The organism is Pseudomonas sp. LARHCG127 (assembly GCF_052871455.1).
Genome location: NZ_JBIXJT010000011.1, coordinates 79,676 through 100,172, shown reverse-complemented (window position 1 = coordinate 100,172; position 20,497 = coordinate 79,676). Strand labels below are relative to the sequence as shown.

The window sequence follows — 20,497 nt, the reverse complement described above, 5'->3', positions numbered from 1 at the left end:
GCGGGGGCGCGTGCCCCGGGGGGGGGGCCCCCCCCCCAAAAAACCCCGGCCCCCCCCGCCCCCCCGCGCCACAACCCCCCCCCGCCACAGGTTTGGGTGTTGTCCAACACTCGCCGCTAGCACCTCTTGTCAGCAGCCCCCTTTGCAACGAAGGCCTCGGGTATACTGCCGCGTTTTGCGATGCCCTGCGGCGTCCCGCCGGTTCGAAACGCGCACTTACGATTTGCCGGTGCAGCGTTTGTGATTCTGAACCAGCCTTGCAGGGATGGTTCGGTGATTTTTGGAGTTTCTATGCTCGAACAGGCTCAACGCGTCCTCAAGGACATCTTCGGCTACGACAGTTTCCGTGGCCGCCAGGGTGCCATTATTGAGCGCGTGGCCAGCGGTGGCGATGCCTTGGTGCTCATGCCCACCGGCGGCGGCAAATCCTTGTGCTTCCAGGTACCGGCGCTGCTGCGCAACGGCCTGGCGGTGGTGGTTTCGCCGCTGATCGCGCTGATGGACGACCAGGTCGCGACCCTCGAGGAACTGGGTGTCGCCGCCGCGTCGCTGAACTCGACCCTCAGCGCCGAGCAACAGCGAGACCTGGCGACGCGGATCAAGCGCGGCGAAGTGAAGATGTTGTACCTGGCCCCGGAACGCCTGGTGCAGCCACGCATGCTGGCGTTCCTGCAGAGCCTGGAAATCGCCCTGTTCGCCATCGATGAAGCCCACTGCGTGTCCCAGTGGGGTCATGACTTCCGGCGTGAATACCTGCAGTTGGGGCAACTGGCGGAACTGTTCCCCGACGTGCCGCGCATCGCCCTGACCGCCACCGCCGACAAGCGCACCCGCGAGGAAATCGTCGAGCGCCTGCATTTGCAGGATGCCGAGCGGTTCCTGTCGAGTTTCGACCGTCCGAATATTTTCTACCGCATCGTGCCCAAGGAGCAGCCGCGCAAGCAGTTGCTGGCGTTCCTCGCCGAGCGCCGCAGCGATGCCGGCATTGTCTATTGCCTGTCGCGCAAGAAGGTCGACGAAGTGGCGGCGTTCCTGTGTGAACAAGGGTTCCCGGCGTTGCCGTATCACGCCGGCCTGCCCAACGACCTGCGGGCCTACCACCAGAAGCGCTTCCTCAACGAGGAAGGCCTGATCATGGTGGCCACCGTGGCGTTCGGCATGGGCATCGACAAGCCCAACGTGCGTTTTGTCGCGCACCTGGACCTGCCCAAGTCCCTCGAGGCGTATTACCAGGAAACCGGGCGCGCCGGCCGTGACGGCTTGCCAGCCGATGCCTGGATGGCCTACGGCCTGCAAGACGTGGTGATGCTCAAGCAGATGCTGCAGAACTCCGAGGGTGATGAGCGGCACAAGCGCCTGGAGCAGCACAAGCTCGACGCCATGCTCTCGCTGTGCGAGGAAACCCGCTGCCGTCGCCAGACGTTGCTGGCCTATTTCGACGAAGACATGCCCCAGCCGTGCGGGCACTGCGACAATTGTGTCGATGGCGTGGAAACCTGGGACGCCACCGAACCGGCCCGCCAGGCCTTGTCGGCGATTTTCCGCACCGGCCAGCGTTATGGCGTCGGGCACCTGGTGGACGTGTTGCTGGGCAAGGACAACGAGAAGGTCCGCAACTTCGGCCACCAGCACCTGACGGTGTTCGGCGTGGGCAAGGCCCGTACCGAGGGCGAGTGGCGTTCATTGTTCCGGCAACTGGTGGCCCGTGGCCTGGCGGACATCGACCTGGAAGGCTACGGCGGCTTGCGTTTGTCCGAAACCTGCCGGCCCTTGCTCAAGGGCGAGGTCACCCTCGAACTGCGCCGCGACCTCAAGCCGGCAACGGCAGTCAAGAGCAGCAAGAGCCAGGCCAGCCAATTGGTCCGTGGCGAAGAGCGCGAGCAATGGGAAGCCTTGCGCGCCTTGCGGCGCAAGCTGGCCGAGGAACACGGCGTACCGCCGTACGTCATCTTCCCCGACTCCACGCTGCTGGAAATGCTCCGCAGCCAGCCCACTTCCCTGGCGGAAATGGCCCGGGTCAGCGGTGTGGGGGCGCGCAAGCTGGAGCGTTATGGCGAGGCCTTCCTCCAGGTGCTGGGCGGTGAAGCCGAAGCGCCGAAAGCGGTGGCCGATGTGCGCCACGAGCTCATCACCCTGGCTCGGGCCGGCATGACCCCGGTGCAGATCGCCGGGCAATTGCAATGTTCGGAAAAAAACGTCTACACGATGCTGGCCGAGGCCATTGGCAAACAGCAGTTATCCCTGGAGCAGGCCCTGGATCTGCCCGAGGAGCTGATGGGCGAAGTACAGGACGCTTTCCTGGATGGCGAAGGCGAGTTGCCGCCAGTGTCCGAAGTCGCCGCGTTGTTTGTCGGACGGGTGCCTGAAGGTGTGCTGTACTGCGTCAGGGCTGCATTGCAGTCGGAATTTGAAGTCTGATCAGTGAGTTGCGCTCCTTTAACGATTCAGTACAAGGCCAGCCTTGCTTGAATCCAAAGCTCATGCTTAGCTGACTAATAATTAGTTTTTCTCTATTTCAGATCTGATGAGTTTTTTATGCCGTTAACCGATCAACACCGTTTTGGCATGCAGTTGGCGCAGATGTCCCGAGGCTGGCGTGCCGAACTGGACCGTCGCCTGGCCGGGTTGGGCCTGTCCCAGGCGCGCTGGCTGGTGCTGCTGCACTTGGCCCGTTTCGAACAGGCGCCGACCCAGCGCGAATTGGCCCAGAGCGTCGCGGTCGAAGGCCCGACCCTGGCCCGCTTGCTCGACAGCCTGGAAACCCAGGGGCTGGTGCAGCGCCAGGCCGTGGCAGAAGACCGCCGGGCCAAGAAAATCGTGCTCTGCGCACCGGCCCTGCCCTTGATCGAACAGATCGAAACCATTGCCACGCAATTGCGCCGGGAACTGTTCGAAGGTGTCGACGAGGCCGACATGCGCGTCTGCATGCGGGTCCATGGCACGATCCTGGCCAATCTGGAAAAATCCTGAGGTATATCCCTGGCGTCAGACTTTTGAGATTCGCCGGTTAGCGAACTATAACCAGTAGTAAGCGTTCCTAATGAGGGCGTTTATGCCGAGGTTGGTTCTGGTAATCGAAAGGGATGCCCATGCTTGAAAGTTTGCAGTCCACGTTGCGCAGTTGGGTCAACGTGTCGATCGTCGTGGGTGCCCTTGGGTTTCCGGCCTTGGCGTCAGCGCTGGGGCTTGGCGAGATCACGCTCCATTCCGCCCTGAACCAGCCGTTGCGTGCCGATATCGCCCTGGTCGACGTGGCCGGGATCAGTGAAGGTGATCTGTCGGCCAGCCTGGCGAGCCCGGACGATTTCAGTCGTGCGGGCGTGGAACGGGTGTTTTTTCTCAATAATCTGCGTTTTACGCCGTTTTTGCGCGGGGAGCGCAGCTTCATTCGAGTGACCTCCAGCAAACCGGTGGAGGAACCTTTCCTTAATTTCCTGGTGCAGCTTAATCAGCCCAATGGGCGCCTGCTGCGCGAATACACCGTGCTGCTCGACCCTCCGGGCTCACCGGGTATCGTGCCGGAACGTGACGAACCTTCCACGGCTGCGCAGCCTGCGCCGAGCCAGGCCACCCCGGCCATCAAGCCGCCCCCGGCAGTACAGGGCAAGCGCTATACGGTCGTGCAGGGAGACAACCCCTGGATCATTGCCCAGCGCCTGCATGACGCCGGCAGTAACGCGTCGGTCAATGAACTGGTGCAAGGGATCCAGGCCTTGAATCCCGGCAGCGACCGACTCTCCATCGGTCAACGCCTGTTGTTGCCCGATTCGGCCGTGCTGCCGACATCGGCTGCAACCACCGCTGGCCAGGCTTCTGCCGCGTCCGATGAGCAGTTGGCCGCCAGCGTGCTGCAAAACCAGCAGCAACAAAAGACCATCGAGGAACTGCAAGCGCGGCTCCAGGCCCAGGATGCGGAACTCGCCGGGCAGCGCCAGCAGATCAGCGAATTGCAGGCCCGGCTGGCCGAGACGGCTCCAGCCCCCGTTGCGTCGGCGCAACCGCAACCGGCGGAGCCTGCGTCGGAGCCGGCCCCGGACGTATCCCCCGTTACCGAACCGGTTGCAGAGCCAGAGGGCATCAATTGGACATGGGTGGTCGGGTTGGTAGCCCTGTTGGGGATGTTGGCGCTGTTACTGTTCATTCGGCGGCGCCAGCAGCAGGCCGAGCTGGAGCCAATGGCAGAGCGCCCGGAGCCGATGCTGGAGGCGGGCGACGAAAACTTCGACTCAATCCCCGACACGGAGCCCCCCGAGGCGGCGACAACGTTCAATAACGGCGATGCGCCCCTGGGTGATGTGCTGGAGGGCGTCGGGATCTACCTGACCTACGGCCGTTTCACCGAGGCTGCGGGGCTGTTGCGCGCGGCGTTGCTGGCGGAGCCTGAACGCACCGACCTGGGCCTGAAACTGCTGGAGGTCCTGGGCAGGCAGGGCGATGTCATCGGTTTCCAGGCCCAGGAAAATCATTTGCTGGGACAGGGGGTCGATGCCGGGACGCTGGAGGACATTCGTGGGCGTTATCCCAAGGTTGCCGCGATCACCGCACCGATAGTGGCTCCGACAGAACCCCAGGCACCGGCTCCTGAAGTTGAACCTGAGCCTGAACAGGCGCCGCGTGATGAGTTCGAGCTGGACCTGGATGCGCTGTCCATGGAAACCAGTTGGGACCTTGCCGATGATCAGGACACCTCCACCGAAAACAAACCGGTAGTCCCCCTTGCTAACGACCCGACCGAGGGGTTGTCGCTTTCAGGTTTCGACGAACCGGAGCTGCAATGGGAAGCGCCCCTGGAAACCGAGTCGCTGGACGATGCTTTCCTCGATGGTTTTGCCGATGAAGAACAGGCGCTGGAATTTGAGCCTCTGGCCCTCGAACCTGTTTCCCTGGACACCCTGTCCCTCGAACCCCAGCCCCCGGAACATTCGGCCAAGCTGGAACAGGCCCAGAACTGCATCGACGATGGCGACCTGAAGACCGCCGTGACCCTGCTTGAAGAGTTGCTCGAAGAGGGCGACGAACCCCTCAAGGAGACTGCCCGGGTGCTGCTGGCGGGCATTCGTTGAAGTTGTAAATGAATGTCGAGTCAACCGGCCTCTTCGCGTTCAAGCTCGCTCCCACAGGGATCTTGGGTGGAGAGGGATTTCACGTATATCCCGAATCCAGTGTGGGAGCGAGCTTGCTCGCGATAGCGGCCTGTCAGGCGATCAATCCCACCCAGGCAAGCATCTATCCCCTCAAAACGTCTGCCCCAGGTTCAGGTAAACCGCCTGTTCATCGTCGTCGTTGAACCCATAGCTGAAATTCAGTGGCCCCAGCGGCGTATCGAAACCGAGGAAAATGCTCGCGGCATTGATGTAGCCGCTGTCGAATTCGTTGTCGTTGTTCCAGGCCCGGCCGCGCTCCAACGAGCCACCGATGTACAGCGGGAAGTCCAAGGGCAGGTAGGCCCGCGGTGTGAGGCGGCGGTAATACACGGCACGCATCAGGCTCATGTTCTGTCCGGACACTCCATCTTCGCGAAAGCCCGACAATTGCCGCGCGCCACCGAGCACAAAGCTGGACGTCACCACCTCGGCGGTGTCCAGGGTGCGGCCGTAGCGCCCGCCCAGGATGAAGGTGTCCGGGCCGCTGCTCAGGGCCTTGTCCAGTTTGAACTCCCATTGACGGTAACGTTGGTCGGAGCCCAGCCCCGGTTCGTATTGGCGCCAGCTCAGGCCGATGTCTTCCCCTTCATGGGGAAAATACACACTGTCCAGGGAGTCGAACGAATACTTGAGCTCGTAGAAACCCTCGTTGAAATTCTCGCTGGGCTGGTCGTGGTCGCCGATGCGCACATCGGCCTTGCCCCAGGCCTGGCCGACACCGAAGCGAATTTCACCGCTGTTGCCGATCTGGCGCCCCACGTTCAGCCCGAAGCCATAACGCTCGACGCGATACTGGGCCACCGGATCGTTGTCCAGGATGGACTCCACGTTGCGCGATTCGAATTGCCCGTAGGGTGCGATGAAGTAGCGCGAGCCGACATCCAATGGCTGGTAGAACTCGCTGTACAACTCCTGCTTGTCGCCGATCTGCGCCCGGGTCAGCCATTCGGCACCCAGGCGATTGATGCCGTTGACCCGATAACTGGCCCCCAGGTTGAAAGCGCTGTCGCCGCGCATGTCGTCCGACAGGCTCAGCCCCAGCCGCAGATAATCGGTGCCGGTCCGTCGGCCCCGGGCGCTGATTACCAGCGTACGGTCCTGGCCTTTGTGAACCACGCGGTATTGCACCTGCTCGAAGTAATCCAGACCGTACAGCGTACCCATGTCGGTCTGCAGGCGACCCAGGTCCAGCGGCTCACCAATCTGCTGGCGAATGTAATAGCGGATCACGTCATCGCCGACTTTCGAGTCGTTCTCCACGCGAATGGCGGTAATGACCGGCGTGCGCTCGCTGGGAGTACGCGCAGCCATGAGTTCGGCGTCGGGTGTCTCGGGCGGGCGTAAAGGGGCCAGGCGTGCGTCGAGTATGCGGGTGGCGCGGTAGCCGGCGTCGATCATTTCCTGGGCACGGCCGAAGTCGGTAGAGCCGAAGCTCGCCAGGGCCGGCTGGATCAGTACGTCGTCTTTTTTCAGGGTCGCCAGTTGCTCTTCAGAGTTGCGCCGGGTCATCAGGGTGGTCGATTGGTTCAGCACATCGACCACCGTGACCAGTTGCTTGCGGGTGCGCAGCGGCGTGCCGATGTCGACCACAATGGCCATGTCCACGCCCATTTCCCGGGCCACATCCAACGGGATGTTATCGGCCATGCCACCGTCCACCAGCAGCCGGCCGTCCAGTTCCACCGGGGCGAACACCGCCGGGATCGACATGCTGGCGCGAATGACCTTGGGCAGGTGGCCTTTGCCGAACACCACCTTTTCGCCGGTGGCGATGTCAGTGGCGACGGCGCGAAACGGGATCGGCAGTTTGTCGAAGTCACGCGTATCGCTGGCATGGGCCAGCAGGCTTTCAAGCAGCAGGGCCAGGTTCTGGCCCTGGATCACCCCCAAGGGCAGGCCGAGGCTGCCGTCGTCACGAAAGCTCAGTTTCTGCTTCACGAGAAAATCCCGGTCATCCTGTTTGCGCCGGAACGGCACGTCCTTGCGCGGCGGCGCGTCGGACAAGGCCTGTTGCCAGTCGATGCCCAGGGCGAGTTTTTCCAGTTCGTCGATCTTGTAGCCCGAGGCGTACAACCCGCCGATCACCGCGCCCATGCTGGTGCCGGCAATGGCATCGATCTTGATGCCTTGCTCTTCCAAGGCCTTGAGCACACCGATGTGGGCCAGTCCCCGCGCCGCGCCGCCGGACAGTACCAGGCCGATTTTCGGCCGCGGTGCTTCGACAGCCTGGACGAAAGGGGGCAACAGCAGCAGAAGCAGGAGGGGCAGGAGGCGGCGCATCGTCAATCTCGGGGCGGGCGATCGAAGGCGGGTATTATAACGACGCCTTAGCACCCAGGAGTCCACCCGCCATGACCGAACACAAACCGGAAGTCGTCATTACCTATTGCACCCAGTGCCAATGGTTGCTGCGCGCCGCCTGGCTGGCCCAGGAACTGCTCAGCACCTTTGGCGACGACCTGGGCAAAGTGTCCCTGGTGCCAGGCACCGGCGGTGTGTTCCACATCAGCTGTGACGGTACGCAGATCTGGGAGCGCAAGGCCGATGGCGGTTTCCCCGAGGCCAAGGTCCTCAAGCAGCGGGTTCGCGACCGGATCGACCCGGAGCGGGACCTGGGCCACAACGATCGGGTTCAGTGAGACGCGGCTTGGGTCTCCACCCGCGGTTTCTTCGGGCCGCCTAGTTGGCTTGAGATCACGATGGCCGTGATGATCACCACGCCGCCCAGCAACATGCGCAACGTCGGGCGCTCGTCGAACAGCCACCAGGCCATGGCGATGCCGTAGACCGGCTCCATGGCGAAGACCACCGCCGCCGTGCGGGCCTTGATCACGGCCAGGCTGGCGACGAACAGGCTGTGGGCCAGGCCGGTGCAAAACACGCCGAGCAAGCCGATCCACAACCAGTCGATGGGACGAACGTCGCTCAATTGCGGCGCGGCCACCGGCAGCAGGCACAACCCGACCACCACGTTCTGGCACAGCGCGGCCTGTACCGGCGGCACATGGGCGGAGCCGGCACGGTTGGTCAATGACAACAGGGAGAACAGCAGCCCCGAGGCCACGGCCCAGAGCAAGCCGGTGGTGGCACCGCTGGCCAGGTCGAAGCTCGGCGTGACCAGCACCAGGCCGACGCTCACCAACACCACCAGCCAGATTTCATTGGCGCGAATCCGCTCGCGGAAGATCAGCCCCTCGAGCAATACCGTGAAGGCCGGGAAGCTGGCGAACCCCAGCGTGGCGATCGCCACGCCGGCCACTTTCACCGCGATGAAGAAGCTCACCCAGTGCCCGGCCAGCAACAGGCCGCCCAGCAGCAATCGCCGACTATCCTGGGCCCGCAGTTTCTGCCAGCGGCTGCGGCTGGCGAACCGGGCAAACACCGCCAGGGCCAGCACGGCGAAGACGGCGCGGCCGAACACGATGACCGCCGGCGAGGCCGCGGCGAGTTTGCCAAAGACACCGGTCAGGCCAAACATGAGTGCGCCAATGTGCAGGGCGCCGAGGGCGGTACGAGGTGTCATTTCGATCCTTTCAACAGATAAGCCAAAACCGACGGACAAACATCAATCCCCTGTAGGAGCTGACTGTAGGAGCTGACGAGTGCAACGAGGCTGCGATCTTTCCCCAGACACTTGAGTCGCAAGCGAAAGATCAAATGAATCTCAAGCGAAAGATCAAAAGATCGCAGCCTCGTTGCGCTCGGCAGCTCCTACACAGCTCCTACAGGCATTTAAGCGTTTGGGAGGGGGTGGCGTCTGTCGCGATCCTAGCGATTTTTAGCGCGAACCTAGCGCTGATGCCGCAGCGTGCCCGGCGTGGCGCCGAATTCCCGCAGCACCGCCGCGGCGAAAGCACTCTGGGAGCTGTAGCCGACCTGATGGGCGATCTCGCCGATGGGCAGGTCCGACTCCCGCAACAACGCCACGGCCTGGTGCAAGCGGCGGCTACGGATGTACGCCATTGGGGTTTGCCCGCACTCGGCGATGAAACGCGCATGCAGGCGGGCGCTGGAAAGGCCGGCGACCCGCGCCAGGTCCGCCACTTGCAGCGGGTAGGCCGCGTTCTGGTCGATGTGGGCGTTGAGCGCGGCGTAGGGCAGGCGCCGGCCACCGAGGGTGTCCTGGTGAACACCATTGAGACTCGCCAAGAGCAGCACCGCGCCTTGCTGGGCGATCACCGGATCGTCCACCGGGCTGCCCGCCAGCCAACTGACCAGTTGGCTTTGCCCAGCGTCCAGGGGCCGACGAGCGCTGTCGTCGAGCAAGCGGCGGCTGGCGTCGGCGTGATCCCCCAGGCATTGTCCGACCCAGTCGTCACTGGGCACATCCAGTACCAGGCAGCGGCTGCCGTGGGGGCTGCCACAGCCATGATGGGCGCCGGCAGGTACCACCACGAAACTTTGTTGCACCACTTGGCTGCCACGACCTTCGACCTCGAAGTCCAGCGCGCCGGACAACCCGAACACCAGCTGCGCGTGGTCGTGGCTGTGGGCGATCAAGTTGTGGCTGTAGTGGCGTAGCGTGAGGATCGGTCGCATCGCGGTCTCCCGTGTCAGGCCGCCAGCATACACCGAGGGGCAACGCCCGGCTCTGTCATGCAATGGACTTGTGTTTGTCATAGGCCATTAACCGCTGGGGTGCACAGTGGCGAAAACGATCAGAGGGTTGCCCAATGACCAGCGCCGAGCTCGCCAAACCCAGCCGCAAGCAGCGTGTACGCACCCTGTGGATCTCCGATGTGCACCTGGGCACCCGGGACTGCCAGGCCGAGCACCTGTCGCAGTTTCTCAAGGGCTACCACGCCGACAAGATCTACCTGGTGGGGGACATCATCGACGGCTGGAAGCTGCGCGGTGGCATGTATTGGCCCCAGGCCCACACCAACGTCATCCGCCGCTTGCTGACCATGAGCAAGCGCGGTACCGAAGTGATCTACGTCACTGGCAACCATGACGAATTCCTGCGGCGCTATTCGAAGCTGATCCTGGGCAATATCCAGTTGGTGGACGAAGCGGTGCACGTCACCGCCGATGGCCGGCACCTGCTGGTGATCCATGGCGACCAGTTCGATGTCATCACCCGTTATCACCGTTGGCTGGCGTTCCTCGGGGACTCGGCCTACGAATTCACCCTCACGCTGAACCGTTGGCTCAACCACTGGCGGGCCCGTTATGGCTACGGTTACTGGTCGCTGTCGGCGTACCTCAAGCACAAGGTGAAGACGGCCGTCAGCTTTATCAGCGACTTCGAAGAAGCCATCGCCCACGAGTGTGTGAAGCGCGAATTGCATGGCGTGGTCTGCGGGCATATCCACCATGCCGAGATGCGGATGGTGGGCGAGGTGGAATACCTCAACTGTGGCGATTGGGTCGAATCCTGCACGGCGCTGATCGAGCATTGGGATGGAACGATCGAGTTGTATCGGTTGGCGGACGCCCAGGCGCGGGAGGCGTTGATCAAGGCTGAGTTGAAAGTGACTGAGCCTGCCTAGGCCGGCCTGCCTGTTTCGCAAGCCCACATAGTGTTTTTGTGGCGAGGGAGCTTGCTCCCGCTGGCTGCGCAGCAGCCCTGGAAAAGAGGGGCGCTTCGCGCCCAGCGGGAGCAAGCTCCCTCGCCACGGGTTTTCCTGCGTCCGTTGGATTCAGGCTTGCTCCGCCATCGCCGCCTTGTAGATCGATTGCTTCGGCGCGGCAAACAGCCTTTCCAGCATCGGCTCAAAGAAGCTCAACGGCAGTGTGTCGTACTCGGGATCGAACGCCGCTGCGTCGTATTTCGCACAGAAATCAATGGTCGCCTGGTACTGCGGATGTTCGAAAAACTGCTCGCGCAGGTGCCGGTCCATGCCCAGGTGATGGAAGAAGTAATAGCCCTGGAAAATCCCGTGCTTCTCCACCATCCACAAGTTTTCGGCGCTGACGAAGGGCTTGAGGATCGCCGCGGCGATGTCCGGGTGGTTATAGGTGCCGAGGGTGTCGCCGATGTCGTGGAGCAGGGCGCAGACCACGTATTCTTCATCGCGCCCGTCACGGTAGGCACGGGTGGCGGTTTGCAGCGAGTGGGTCAGGCGATCCACCGGGAACCCGCCGAAATCGCCGTCCAGCAGTTTTAAGTGAGTCAGGATCCGGCCCGGCAATTGCCGGGCGTAGGCGCTGAAGTCGGCCGCGATGATCGCCCAATCTTGCGCAGTGCCGTCCTGCATGTGGGTGAAGCGTGCGTGGTTGCTCATCGACACTCCTTATCAGAACGCGACCTTGCCCAGCAGCATGTCGCGGTACATGACGAAATCACCGAATAGGCTGTAGAGCGGATGCTGGAAGGTGGCGGGACGGTTCTTTTCGAAGAAGAAGTGCCCGACCCAGGCGAAGCCGTAGCCGGCCACCGGCAGGGCGAGCCACAGCCACCCGCTACTTGCGACGAGGGCCATGACGAAAATCACGATGACCAGGGAGGTGCCGATGAAATGCAATCGTCGGCAGGTGCTGTTGCTGTGTTCGCTGAGGTAATACGGGTAGAACTCAGCGAAGGTATTGAATCGTTTGGCGTTTTCCACGACGGCTGACTCTGTGGTTATTGTTTTGATATTTAAGTCTAGAGCTATCAATTACAACGGCCAGTGACAATCAGCGCCACTTTAGTATCCTTCGCAAATCCAGCCGTACCCTGCGGCTCGTCATGCAAGTAAAACGTCATGAGCGAACGAACCACTTCTTCAAGCTGGGCGATGGGGATTGTCAAGGCGTTGGAAATGGACGGCCTGGATTGTCGGGCGCTGTTCAATCAATTGGGGCTGGATTTCGATGCGCTGGACGATCCGGATGCACGGTTCCCCCAGGACTCGATGACGCGGCTCTGGCAACGGGCGGTGGAGTTGTCGGGCAACCCGGCCATCGGTTTGAACATGGGCAAGGTGGTGCGCCCGGCCTCGTTCCATGTGGCGGGCTACGCCTTGATGTCCAGTCGCACCCTGGTGGAGGGTTTCCAACGGCTGGTGCGGTACCAGCGGATCATCGCCGAAAGCGCCGACTTGAGTTTTCGTCCGTTGGAAGGCGGTTATGGGCTGATCCTGACCGTTCATGGCGACCATCTGCCCCCGACCCGCCAAAGCGCCGAAGCGTCCCTGGCCTGTGCGCTGGCCCTGTGCAGCTGGTTGACCGGGCGCACCCTGCATCCGGTGAAGGTGCTGTTCCAGGGTGCCGAACCCTCGGACCCGGCGCCTTATCACCGAGCTTTTCACGCGCCGTTGGTGTTCGGCGCTCCCTATGACGCGCTGATCTTCGAACGGGCCGACATGGAGGCGCCGCTGCCGACGGCCAATGAAGCCATGGCGCAGCTTCACGATCGGTTTGCCGGGGAATACCTCGCGCGTTTCTCGGAAAGCCGCGTGACCCACAAGGCACGACAAGTCTTGTGTCGGTTGTTGCCCCAGGGGGAACCCAAGCGAGACGTGGTGGCGCAGACGCTGCACCTGTCCCAGCGCACCTTGCAGCGGCGCTTGCAGGAAGAGGGCACCAGTTTCCAGAGCCTGCTCGAAGACACCCGCCGCGAGCTGGCCGAGCAGTACCTGGCACAGCCGGGCATGACGCTGCTGGAAATCGCCTACCTGTTGGGATTTGCCGACCCGAGCAATTTTTTCCGGGCCTTTCGCCGCTGGTTCGACACCACGCCCGGCGAATACCGGGCGCGATTGGCGAGCCAGCCTGAACCGGTCAGTGACGCCAGAACGCCGGGATACACAGCACGAACACGGTGATGATCTCCAGCCGGCCCAGCAGCATGCCCCCCGACAGAATCCACTTGGCGGCGTCCGGCAGCGGTGCGAAGTTGCCGGCCGGCCCGATGGTTTCCCCCAGCCCCGGGCCGACGCCGGACACGGTACTGGCCGCACCGGTCAACGCCGTCATCCATTCCACGCCCAACAGCGACAGCAGCAGGGCGATCACGCAGATCGTGATGGCGAAGAAGAACGAGAACGTCAGGATCGAGCGGACGATTTCCTCGTCGAGGCGATGACCGTTGTATTTTTGCTTGATCACCGCACGGGGATGGATCAGTTGATTAAGGTTGGCCCGCAGCAGGATGTAGGCGACCTGGAAGCGAAAGATCTTGATCCCGCCGGCCGTCGAACCCGAGCAACCGCCGACGAACCCCAGGTAGAAGAACAGCATCAGCGAGAAATTGCCCCACAGGCTGTAGTCGCCCAGGGCGAAGCCGGTGGTGGTAACGATGGACGTCACGTTCAGCGCCACGTGCCGCAGGGCGTCCAGCCAATGCAGGTCGGTGGTCGCCCAATACCAGGTGCCGAGCACCAGCCAGGTCACCAGCAGCACGCCAATGAGCCCCTGGACCTGCTGGTCCTTGATCAACGCCCGGCGATTGCCCCGCAACATCGAGACGTACAGGGCAAACGGCAGGCTGCCGAGGATCATGATGACGATGGCGACCCAGTGCACCGCCGGCTGGGTCCACTTGGCCAGGGACAGGTCCGAGGTGGAGAAGCCGCCGGTGGAAATCGCCGACATCGAATGGTTGATGGCATCGAACAGGCTCATCCCGGCCCACCAGAGCGCCAGGGTGCCAAGAATGGTGATGCCCACGTAGGCCGCCACGATCAACCGCGCCACCATGTGGGAGCGGGGCATGACTTTTTCCGAGCGGTCCGATGACTCGGTCTGGAACAGCCGCATGCCACCGATGCGCAGCAGGGGCAGGATCGCCACCGCCATGCCGATGAAGCCGATACCGCCGAGCCAGTGCAGCAGCGAGCGCCACATCAGGATGCCCGGCGACATATTGTCCAGGCCGCTCAGGACGGTGGCGCCGGTGGCGGTGATGCCCGACATGCTTTCGAAGAACGAATCCGTATAGCTGATGTGCTGGGTCAGCAGGAACGGCAGCGCAGCGAAGATACACACCACCAGCCAGCTGCTGACGGTCAGCAGGTACATGTCCCGCGGCCGCAGGTGGATGTGTTCCGGGCGCCCTGGAAGCACCAGCGCCAGGCCGGCGAGGAACGTGATCATGCTCGACCAGAGGAACGACGGCAGGTCGCCAGTGCGCTCGAAGATCATCAGCGTGACCATGGGCACGACCATGAAGATCGCCAGGGTGATCAGGAAGATGCCGATGATGAAACCGATGATTCGCAGGGTCGGCAACGCCATGAAGTCCGCTCAGGCTGAAAGGGAAGGGCGCCATTCTACCTGCGGCCAGCGTCCTGTAAACCGGCACTCGGCGGCGCCTGGCTGCCTGGCCACGGAATTTGCGCTAACGGACTCGCCGCACAGCCACTAGAATAGCTGGACATTTTTTCAGGAGGTGGCCGATGCAGGCTCTCGACGCTTTGCTCAACCGTGTTTCCGTCCCGCGCCTGGTGGAGCCGGCACCCACGCCGGAACAGCGCGAGCTCATGTTCGCCGCAGCCATGCGGGCACCGGATCACGGCCAGTTGCGGCCATGGCGCTTCCTGACGGTGGAGGGGCAGGCGCGGCATCGCATGGGCGAACTGCTGGCCGAAGCGGCAAAGTTCAATGACCCACTGGTGCCCGAAGCCGTCGTGGAAAAGGCCCTCAATGGCCCATTGCGCGCGCCCCTGGTCGTGGTGGTGATCGCCCGTCTGCAGGACCATTTCAAAATCCCGAAATCAGAGCAATTGCTGGCGGCCGGCTGCGCGGCCCATGGCATCCTGCTGGCCGCGTATGCCCAGGGGATTGGCGGCGTGTGGCGCACCGGCGAACTGGCGTACTCGCCACATGTGGCCCGGGGGCTTGGCCTTGAAGATGGGGAAGAAGTGATCGGTTTCCTCTACCTGGGCACGCCGCAGAAAGAGGCGCGTACCGCACCGCAGGAAGATGTGGGGCAGTTTGTCCGGGAGTGGACGGGCCCGTAAATCTAATGAGTGGCGCGGTTTCTGTAGTGAAGAGGATTTCTGTGGCGAGGGGATTTATCCCCGCTGGGCTGCGTAGCAGCCCCAACGCTTTTGAATGGATGCGATCTGACACTCCGAGGTGTCGGCCTCAAGGGCCGCTGCGCAGCCCAGCGGGGATAAATCCCCTCGCCACAAAAGGTATCTAGCCACTATTGCTTACCTGCAAACATCCGCAATCGCCACCGCCAGCGCATCCAGGCGCGTGGCATCGATACCGGCCACGTTGGCCCGGCCGGTGCCGACCATGTAGACGCTGTGGCGTTCGCGCAGGTGCTTGACCTGTTCCGGCGTCAGGCCGGTGTAGGAAAACATCCCGCGTTGCACGCCGATATGGGCGAAGCGCTCCCGCAGACCATGGGGTTCGAGAGCTTCCAGCAAACCGCTGCGCAATTGCGCGATGCGCAGGCGCATGGCCTGGACTTCATCGGCCCACAGGCTTTTGAGTTCCGGGTTGCCGAGGATGGTCGCCACCACGGCTGCGCCATGGTCTGGTGGCGTCGACCACAGGTTCCGGGCGATGTTTGCCAATTGGCTGCGGATATCGATCAGTTTTTCGCCGTCCCGGGCGCAGACGATCAACGCACCCGTACGGTCGCGGTACAGGCCGAAGTTCTTCGAACAGGAGCTGGTGATCAGCACTTCGGGTAACGCTTGGGCAAATAGCCGGACCGCCCAGGCGTCCTGTTCCAAGCCATCGCCGAAGCCCTGGTAGGCGAAGTCGATCAGTGGCAGCAGGTCGCGGCTGCGCACCACTTCCAGCAGCTGCTGCCATTGCCCATGGGACAGGTCGAACCCGGTGGGGTTGTGGCAGCAGGCATGCAGCAAGACCACATCGCCTTTGGGTGCCTGGTTCAGGGTTGCCAGCATCGCCTCGAAATCCAAGCGGTTATCGGCGCCCACATAAGGGTAATGACTGACCTTGACCCCGGCCGTGGCGAAAATGGTCTCGTGGATCGGCCAGGTCGGGTTGCTCAGCCAGACACCACGGCCCGGCAGGCACTGGGCGATGAAGTCGGCGCTCAGGCGCAGGGCACCGGTGCCGCCGGGTGTCTGGGTGGCGCCGGCGCGCTTTGCGCTGATCAGCGACGAGTCGGCGCCCAGCACCAGCTCATTGATCAACTGGCCGAACGCGGCGTCGCCATGGCCGCCGATGTAGGTCTTGGTGACCTGGCGATCCACCAGTCGCTGCTCGGCCTGTTTCACCGATTGAAGGATCGGCGTCAGGCCTTGGGCATCCTTATAGACGCCCACGCCCAGGTCGAACTTGCTCGGGTTGCTATCCGCCCCGTAGGCCTCCATCAGGCCGAGGATCGGGTCGCCGGGTACCCGGCCGATGGCGTCGAAATGCATTACTTGCGGCCCTCGGCGGTCTTGGCCACGTCATCGGTGCGAGCGGCCATGATGAAGTCGTTGCGGTGCAGGCCCTTGATGGAGTGGCTCCACCAGGTCACGGTGACTTTGCCCCACTCGGTGAGCAGGCCTGGGTGGTGGCCTTCGGCCTCGGAGATTTCGCCAACGGCGTTGGTAAATGCCAGGGCGTGCTTGAAGTTCTTGAACAGGAAAACTTTTTCCAGCTGCATGACGCCGTCGCGCACTTCGATGTTCCAGTCCGGGATTTGTTTGATCAACACCGGCAATTCTTCGTCGCTGACTTGTGGGGCGTCGGCGCGGCAGGCTTCGCAGTGGGCTTGGTTCAGAGTGTTCATGGTGTGTTCCTGGATCGAATAGTTGAAAACGTCGATGCACCCACGCTAAAGCAAAGCCGCGTCGTGCAACAGACTCAATTGGGATTAAAAGACGCGGTTCACGCCGCTTTGGGCGGAAATTTCGGGGCGTGCAGGCCCAGTTCCCGACCGCGCTTGACCATGCCCATGATGTCTTCGTGGGCCAGGTCGAACAGACGCTTGAGCTCGGGCAACACGAAATACACCGGTTGCAGGATGTCGATGCGATACGGCGTGCGCATGGCTTCCAACGGATCGAAGGCTTGGTGCTCGGGCTCGTCGGACAGGCAGTACACGGTTTCCTTGGGCGACGAGAGGATGCCGCCGCCGTAGATGCGCCGGCCCTGCGGGGTCTGCACCAGGCCGAACTCGATGGTCATCCAATACAGGCGCGCCAGGTAGACGCGTTCTTCCTTGGAAGCCTGTAGGCCGAGTTTGCCGTAGGTGTGGGTAAATTCGGCAAACCAAGGGTTGGTCAGCAACGGGCAGTGGCCAAAGATCTCGTGGAAAATGTCCGGCTCTTGCAGGTAATCCAGTTCTTCACGGGTACGAATGAAGGTCGCTACCGGAAACTGCTTGCTGGCGAGCAATTCGAAGAAGGTCTGGAAAGGGATCAGCGCCGGCACGCGGGCGACTTGCCAGCCCGTGGTCTCGCCCAGCACTTTGTTGACTTCGTCCAGTTGCGGGATGCGGTCGTGGGGCAGGCCCAGCTTGTCGATGCCGGCCAGGTATTCCTGGCACGCACGGCCTTCGATGACTTTGAGCTGGCGGGTGATCAGCGTGTTCCACACCGCGTGTTCTTCAGCGGTGTAGTGGATAAAACCTTGCGCATCGGGCTCGCGAGCCACGTATTGCGTCTGCTTCATGCTGCTCTCCTGCTGATTTTCCCTCAGGGGGGAAGATGCGTTTGTTGTTATGTCGAGCGATGCATTAGAGATAACCCGAAGCAGCGGTGTGTGCATCGGCTTGGCGAGGATGGATTGGGCGAACGACGGGTCGATTCGTAAAGTTTTCGTTACGAATTGACGGGCGCTACGATCTTTCCGGGATTTTCAGGTGGGAAACGGCCTACATCTGTCACATAATCTTGACGATTATTTGCGTTGCCACGCCGAAAAACTTTTGTGACGAGGGTGCTTGCTCCCGCTGGGGCGCGAAGCGGCCCCTGTTTTGGGTCTGCTGCGCAGCCCAGCGGGAGCAAGCTCCCTCGCCACAGAGGGGCTGGAATGGCGCGTTTTTCTATCTCATATGCACCTGGGTCATTTCATGCGCATCAAAGTCCATTGCCAGAATCGCATCGGCATCCTCCGGGACATCCTCAACCTGTTGGTGGAGTACGGCATCAACGTCGCCCGGGGCGAGGTCGGTGGCGAGCATGGCAATGCGATCTACCTGCACTGCCCGAACCTGATCAACATCCAGTTCCAGGCGTTGCGTCCGAAATTCGAAGGCATCGCCGGGGTGTTTGGCGTCAAGCGTGTAGGGCTGATGCCCAGCGAACGTCGGCACATGGAGCTCAACGCCTTGCTCGGCGCCCTGGAGTTTCCAGTGCTGTCCATCGATATGGGAGGTTCCATCGTCGCGGCCAACCGGGCGGCGGCGCAGTTGCTCGGGGTGCGGGTCGACGAGGTGCCGGGGATTCCCTTGTCACGCTACGCCGAGGATTTCGACTTGCCGGAACTGGTGCGCGCCAACCAGTCGCGCATCAACGGCCTGAGGGTCAAGGTCAAGGGTGACGTGTTCCTGGCCGACATCGCGCCACTGCAATCGGAACACGACGACAGTGAAGCCATGGCCGGTGCGGTGCTGACCCTGCACCGGGCCGACCGCGTGGGTGAGCGGATCTATAACGTGCGCAAGCAGGAGCTGCGCGGCTTCGACAGTATTTTCCAGAGCTCGAAGGTAATGGCTGCGGTGGTCCGTGAGGCCCGGCGCATGGCACCGCTGGACGCGCCGCTATTAATTGAGGGCGAAACCGGCACGGGCAAGGAGCTGCTGGCTCGGGCTTGTCACCTGGCCAGCCCGCGCGGCCAATCGCCCTTGATGGCACTCAACTGCGCCGGGCTGCCCGAGTCCATGGCCGAGACCGAGCTGTTCGGTTACGGGCCGGGGGCCTTCGAAGGCGCCCGGGCCGAAGGCAAGCTCGGCCTGCTGGAACTGACCGCCGGAGGAACGCTGTTCCTCGACGGGGTTGGGGAAATGAGCCCGCGCCTGCAAGTGAAATTGCTGCGCTTCCTGCAGGACGGTTGCTTCCGGCGTGTCGGCAGCGATGAAGAGGTGTACCTGGACGTCAGGGTGATCTGCGCCACCCAGGTCGATTTGTCCGAACTCTGCGCCCGAGGCGAATTCCGTCAGGATTTGTACCACCGCTTGAATGTGCTTTCGCTACACATCCCACCCCTGCGCGAATGCCTCGATGGCCTGGGGCCACTGGTGGAGCATTTCCTCGACCAGGCCAGCCGCCAGATCGGCTGTGCATTGCCCAAGCTGGCGCCGGCGGCCATGGACCGCCTCAGTCATTACCATTGGCCGGGCAATGTCCGGCAGTTGGAAAACGTGCTGTTCCAGGCGGTTTCCCTGTGCGATGGCGGAAAGGTGAAAGCCGAGCACATCCGCCTGCCGGACTACGGCGTGCGCCAGCCCCTTGGCGATTTCTCCCTTGAGGGTGGGTTGGACGAGATCGTTGGGCGTTTCGAGAAAGCGGTACTGGAGCGCTTGTATTCCGAACATCCCAGCAGCCGGCAACTGGGCAAGCGGCTGGGGGTTTCCCATACGACCATTGCCAATAAGTTGCGTGAGTATGAAGTGGGCAAGACGGAGCCTTAGCGGGGGCGTTTTTTCCCTGGTATGGGATTTGCTAGATCGTGGCTGTCCCCCCGCTTATTCGGAGTAGGTGGCGACTTTTTGACAGGGCTGAGGCCCGGTTTCGGCTGCGTACGTGAGGCTCAGGATGCAAAAAAAAATAGCTGTGGTGCAGTCGAACTACATCCCTTGGAAGGGCTATTTCGATCTGATCCGCAGCGTCGATGCGTTCGTCCTGTTTGACGATGTCCAGTACACCCGGAGGGACTGGCGCAACCGCAACAAGATCAAGACCGCCCAGGGTGAGCATTGGCTGAGTATTCCGGTCAAGAACAAGGGCCGTCTCGAACAATTGATCAACGAAGTCCAGGTGACCAGCCCGGATTGGGCCGCTGCGCACTGGAAGACCATTGAGCGCAGTTATCGGCGCGCACCGTGCTTCGCTCAGATGGAGGCGCCGATTCGTGCGCTCTACGAGCAGGCTGCCGACCTCACCGATCTGACTCGCATCAACCACTTGTTCATCGCCGGCTTATGCCCCCTGCTGGGCATCCATACGCCGCTCCACCGTTCCGAAGAATTGGGGCGCGCAGAGGGCAAGAATGAACGCCTGATCCATCTCTGCCAGGCCCTCGGGGCCAACGAGTACCTTTCTGGACCCGCGGCCAGTCACTACCTCGACGAAGCGGCGTTCGCCGCCAAGGGGATCGCGGTGTCGTACATGAGCTATGCCGGCTATCCCGAGTATCCGCAGCTATACGGCGAGTTCCAGCATGCGCTCAGCGTCATCGACCTGTTGTTCAATACCGGCGCGGATGCATCGGCTTTTCTGGAGAAAGGGGCTGTCTGAGCGGGCCTTGCCAGTGACACCCTTTTTGACTTGATTCTGGAGATTTCACCC

The 20,497-nt window shown here is 62.4% G+C and carries 18 protein-coding genes; 9 read left to right on the top strand and 9 right to left on the bottom strand.

What is annotated here, in order from left to right:
- The first annotated feature begins 291 nt into the window (after positions 1 to 291).
- The 3 genes from recQ to ACIPQ1_RS19330 all read left to right on the top strand — a co-directional run bounded on the left by recQ (position 292) and on the right by ACIPQ1_RS19330 (position 5,063).
- Entirely contained in the window at positions 292 to 2,418 is a 2,127-nt protein-coding gene (gene recQ / locus ACIPQ1_RS19340; protein ID WP_446534624.1) for a DNA helicase RecQ, read from the top strand.
- Positions 2,419 to 2,535: 117 nt separating this feature from the next.
- Positions 2,536 to 2,970 carry a MarR family transcriptional regulator gene (locus ACIPQ1_RS19335; RefSeq protein ID WP_003199001.1) on the top strand — a complete coding sequence of 145 codons (435 nt, stop codon included), beginning with the start codon at positions 2,536 to 2,538 and terminating at the stop codon, positions 2,968 to 2,970.
- A gap of 119 nt (positions 2,971 to 3,089) precedes the next feature.
- Positions 3,090 to 5,063, top strand: a complete 1,974-nt coding sequence (locus tag ACIPQ1_RS19330) for a FimV/HubP family polar landmark protein (RefSeq protein ID WP_446534623.1) — start codon at positions 3,090 to 3,092, stop codon at positions 5,061 to 5,063.
- A gap of 171 nt (positions 5,064 to 5,234) precedes the next feature.
- Here ACIPQ1_RS19330 and ACIPQ1_RS19325 read toward each other — a convergent pair whose 3' ends face one another.
- Positions 5,235 to 7,424 carry a patatin-like phospholipase family protein gene (locus ACIPQ1_RS19325; RefSeq protein WP_250961978.1) on the bottom strand — a complete coding sequence of 730 codons (2,190 nt, stop codon included), beginning with the start codon at positions 7,422 to 7,424 and terminating at the stop codon, positions 5,235 to 5,237.
- A 71-nt stretch (positions 7,425 to 7,495) separates the two neighbouring features.
- Here ACIPQ1_RS19325 and ACIPQ1_RS19320 point away from each other — a divergent pair, with 71 nt between their 5' ends.
- Positions 7,496 to 7,783 (top strand): SelT/SelW/SelH family protein, encoded by a 288-nt coding sequence (locus ACIPQ1_RS19320; protein ID WP_003199006.1) that lies wholly within the window; start codon positions 7,496 to 7,498, stop codon positions 7,781 to 7,783.
- On the opposite strand, the gene ACIPQ1_RS19315 is transcribed toward ACIPQ1_RS19320, so the two are convergent.
- Together ACIPQ1_RS19315 and ACIPQ1_RS19310 are read right to left on the bottom strand one after the other, a co-directional pair.
- Positions 7,777 to 8,667 (bottom strand): DMT family transporter, encoded by an 891-nt coding sequence (locus ACIPQ1_RS19315; protein ID WP_446534622.1) that lies wholly within the window; start codon positions 8,665 to 8,667, stop codon positions 7,777 to 7,779. The two genes, ACIPQ1_RS19320 and ACIPQ1_RS19315, sit on opposite strands and share 7 nt — an antisense overlap.
- 266 nt (positions 8,668 to 8,933) lie before the next feature.
- Positions 8,934 to 9,683, bottom strand: a complete 750-nt coding sequence (locus ACIPQ1_RS19310) for a helix-turn-helix transcriptional regulator (protein ID WP_250961975.1) — start codon at positions 9,681 to 9,683, stop codon at positions 8,934 to 8,936.
- 134 nt (positions 9,684 to 9,817) lie between these two features.
- Here ACIPQ1_RS19310 and ACIPQ1_RS19305 point away from each other — a divergent pair, with 134 nt between their 5' ends.
- Entirely contained in the window at positions 9,818 to 10,636 is an 819-nt protein-coding gene (locus ACIPQ1_RS19305) for a UDP-2,3-diacylglucosamine diphosphatase (RefSeq protein WP_411386797.1), read from the top strand.
- Between the two features lie 150 nt (positions 10,637 to 10,786).
- Here ACIPQ1_RS19305 and ACIPQ1_RS19300 read toward each other — a convergent pair whose 3' ends face one another.
- Together ACIPQ1_RS19300 and ACIPQ1_RS19295 are read right to left on the bottom strand one after the other, a co-directional pair.
- Positions 10,787 to 11,371: an HD domain-containing protein gene (locus ACIPQ1_RS19300; RefSeq protein WP_446534621.1), complete on the bottom strand. Its 585-nt coding sequence runs from the start codon at positions 11,369 to 11,371 to the stop codon at positions 10,787 to 10,789.
- Positions 11,372 to 11,383: 12 nt separating this feature from the next.
- Positions 11,384 to 11,695, bottom strand: coding sequence for an Mpo1-like protein (locus tag ACIPQ1_RS19295; protein ID WP_250961972.1), 312 nt, complete (start codon positions 11,693 to 11,695; stop codon positions 11,384 to 11,386).
- 138 nt (positions 11,696 to 11,833) lie between these two features.
- Between ACIPQ1_RS19295 and ACIPQ1_RS19290 the strand changes: the two genes are divergently transcribed.
- On the top strand, positions 11,834 to 12,895 hold the full coding sequence (locus tag ACIPQ1_RS19290) for an AraC family transcriptional regulator (RefSeq protein ID WP_411386798.1): 1,062 nt from the start codon (positions 11,834 to 11,836) through the stop codon (positions 12,893 to 12,895).
- Here the strand turns inward: ACIPQ1_RS19290 and ACIPQ1_RS19285 are convergent.
- A complete protein-coding gene (locus ACIPQ1_RS19285; RefSeq protein WP_186704637.1) occupies positions 12,852 to 14,306 on the bottom strand; it encodes a TrkH family potassium uptake protein in 1,455 nt (484 codons plus the stop codon). The genes ACIPQ1_RS19290 and ACIPQ1_RS19285 overlap by 44 nt on opposite strands.
- 161 nt (positions 14,307 to 14,467) lie before the next feature.
- Between ACIPQ1_RS19285 and ACIPQ1_RS19280 the strand changes: the two genes are divergently transcribed.
- Positions 14,468 to 15,031 (top strand): NAD(P)H nitroreductase, encoded by a 564-nt coding sequence (locus tag ACIPQ1_RS19280; protein ID WP_446534620.1) that lies wholly within the window; start codon positions 14,468 to 14,470, stop codon positions 15,029 to 15,031.
- Between the two features lie 195 nt (positions 15,032 to 15,226).
- Here ACIPQ1_RS19280 and ACIPQ1_RS19275 read toward each other — a convergent pair whose 3' ends face one another.
- From ACIPQ1_RS19275 to phhA, 3 genes are all read right to left on the bottom strand, one after another.
- Positions 15,227 to 16,420, bottom strand: a complete 1,194-nt coding sequence (locus tag ACIPQ1_RS19275) for an amino acid aminotransferase (protein WP_446534619.1) — start codon at positions 16,418 to 16,420, stop codon at positions 15,227 to 15,229.
- Positions 16,420 to 16,776 carry a 4a-hydroxytetrahydrobiopterin dehydratase gene (locus ACIPQ1_RS19270; protein ID WP_003184087.1) on the bottom strand — a complete coding sequence of 119 codons (357 nt, stop codon included), beginning with the start codon at positions 16,774 to 16,776 and terminating at the stop codon, positions 16,420 to 16,422. Before ACIPQ1_RS19270 ends, ACIPQ1_RS19275 begins: the two co-directional genes overlap by 1 nt.
- A gap of 98 nt (positions 16,777 to 16,874) precedes the next feature.
- Complete coding sequence (phhA, locus tag ACIPQ1_RS19265) at positions 16,875 to 17,660, bottom strand: phenylalanine 4-monooxygenase (RefSeq protein ID WP_446534618.1); 786 nt, start codon at positions 17,658 to 17,660, stop codon at positions 16,875 to 16,877.
- 400 nt (positions 17,661 to 18,060) lie between these two features.
- Here phhA and ACIPQ1_RS19260 point away from each other — a divergent pair, with 400 nt between their 5' ends.
- Entirely contained in the window at positions 18,061 to 19,620 is a 1,560-nt protein-coding gene (locus ACIPQ1_RS19260; protein ID WP_186704641.1) for a sigma-54-dependent transcriptional regulator, read from the top strand.
- Between the two features lie 124 nt (positions 19,621 to 19,744).
- Positions 19,745 to 20,446, top strand: coding sequence for a WbqC family protein (locus ACIPQ1_RS19255; protein WP_411386802.1), 702 nt, complete (start codon positions 19,745 to 19,747; stop codon positions 20,444 to 20,446).
- Positions 20,447 to 20,497: the final 51 nt, after the last annotated feature.

Excerpts from the sequence above, each read along its gene's own strand:
- recQ (WP_446534624.1), top strand. The coding sequence starts at position 292 with ATGCTCGAACAGGCTCAACGCGTCCTCAAGGACATCTTCGGCTACGAC.
- ACIPQ1_RS19335 (WP_003199001.1), top strand. The coding sequence starts at position 2,536 with ATGCCGTTAACCGATCAACACCGTTTTGGCATGCAGTTGGCGCAGATG.
- ACIPQ1_RS19330 (WP_446534623.1), top strand. The coding sequence starts at position 3,090 with ATGCTTGAAAGTTTGCAGTCCACGTTGCGCAGTTGGGTCAACGTGTCG.
- ACIPQ1_RS19325 (WP_250961978.1), bottom strand. The coding sequence starts at position 7,424 with ATGCGCCGCCTCCTGCCCCTCCTGCTTCTGCTGCTGTTGCCCCCTTTC.
- ACIPQ1_RS19320 (WP_003199006.1), top strand. The coding sequence starts at position 7,496 with ATGACCGAACACAAACCGGAAGTCGTCATTACCTATTGCACCCAGTGC.
- ACIPQ1_RS19315 (WP_446534622.1), bottom strand. The coding sequence starts at position 8,667 with ATGACACCTCGTACCGCCCTCGGCGCCCTGCACATTGGCGCACTCATG.
- ACIPQ1_RS19310 (WP_250961975.1), bottom strand. The coding sequence starts at position 9,683 with ATGCGACCGATCCTCACGCTACGCCACTACAGCCACAACTTGATCGCC.
- ACIPQ1_RS19305 (WP_411386797.1), top strand. The coding sequence starts at position 9,818 with ATGACCAGCGCCGAGCTCGCCAAACCCAGCCGCAAGCAGCGTGTACGC.
- ACIPQ1_RS19300 (WP_446534621.1), bottom strand. The coding sequence starts at position 11,371 with ATGAGCAACCACGCACGCTTCACCCACATGCAGGACGGCACTGCGCAA.
- ACIPQ1_RS19290 (WP_411386798.1), top strand. The coding sequence starts at position 11,834 with ATGAGCGAACGAACCACTTCTTCAAGCTGGGCGATGGGGATTGTCAAG.
- ACIPQ1_RS19285 (WP_186704637.1), bottom strand. The coding sequence starts at position 14,306 with ATGGCGTTGCCGACCCTGCGAATCATCGGTTTCATCATCGGCATCTTC.
- ACIPQ1_RS19280 (WP_446534620.1), top strand. The coding sequence starts at position 14,468 with ATGCAGGCTCTCGACGCTTTGCTCAACCGTGTTTCCGTCCCGCGCCTG.
- ACIPQ1_RS19275 (WP_446534619.1), bottom strand. The coding sequence starts at position 16,420 with ATGCATTTCGACGCCATCGGCCGGGTACCCGGCGACCCGATCCTCGGC.
- ACIPQ1_RS19270 (WP_003184087.1), bottom strand. The coding sequence starts at position 16,776 with ATGAACACTCTGAACCAAGCCCACTGCGAAGCCTGCCGCGCCGACGCC.
- phhA (WP_446534618.1), bottom strand. The coding sequence starts at position 17,660 with ATGAAGCAGACGCAATACGTGGCTCGCGAGCCCGATGCGCAAGGTTTT.
- ACIPQ1_RS19260 (WP_186704641.1), top strand. The coding sequence starts at position 18,061 with ATGCGCATCAAAGTCCATTGCCAGAATCGCATCGGCATCCTCCGGGAC.
- ACIPQ1_RS19255 (WP_411386802.1), top strand. The coding sequence starts at position 19,745 with ATGCAAAAAAAAATAGCTGTGGTGCAGTCGAACTACATCCCTTGGAAG.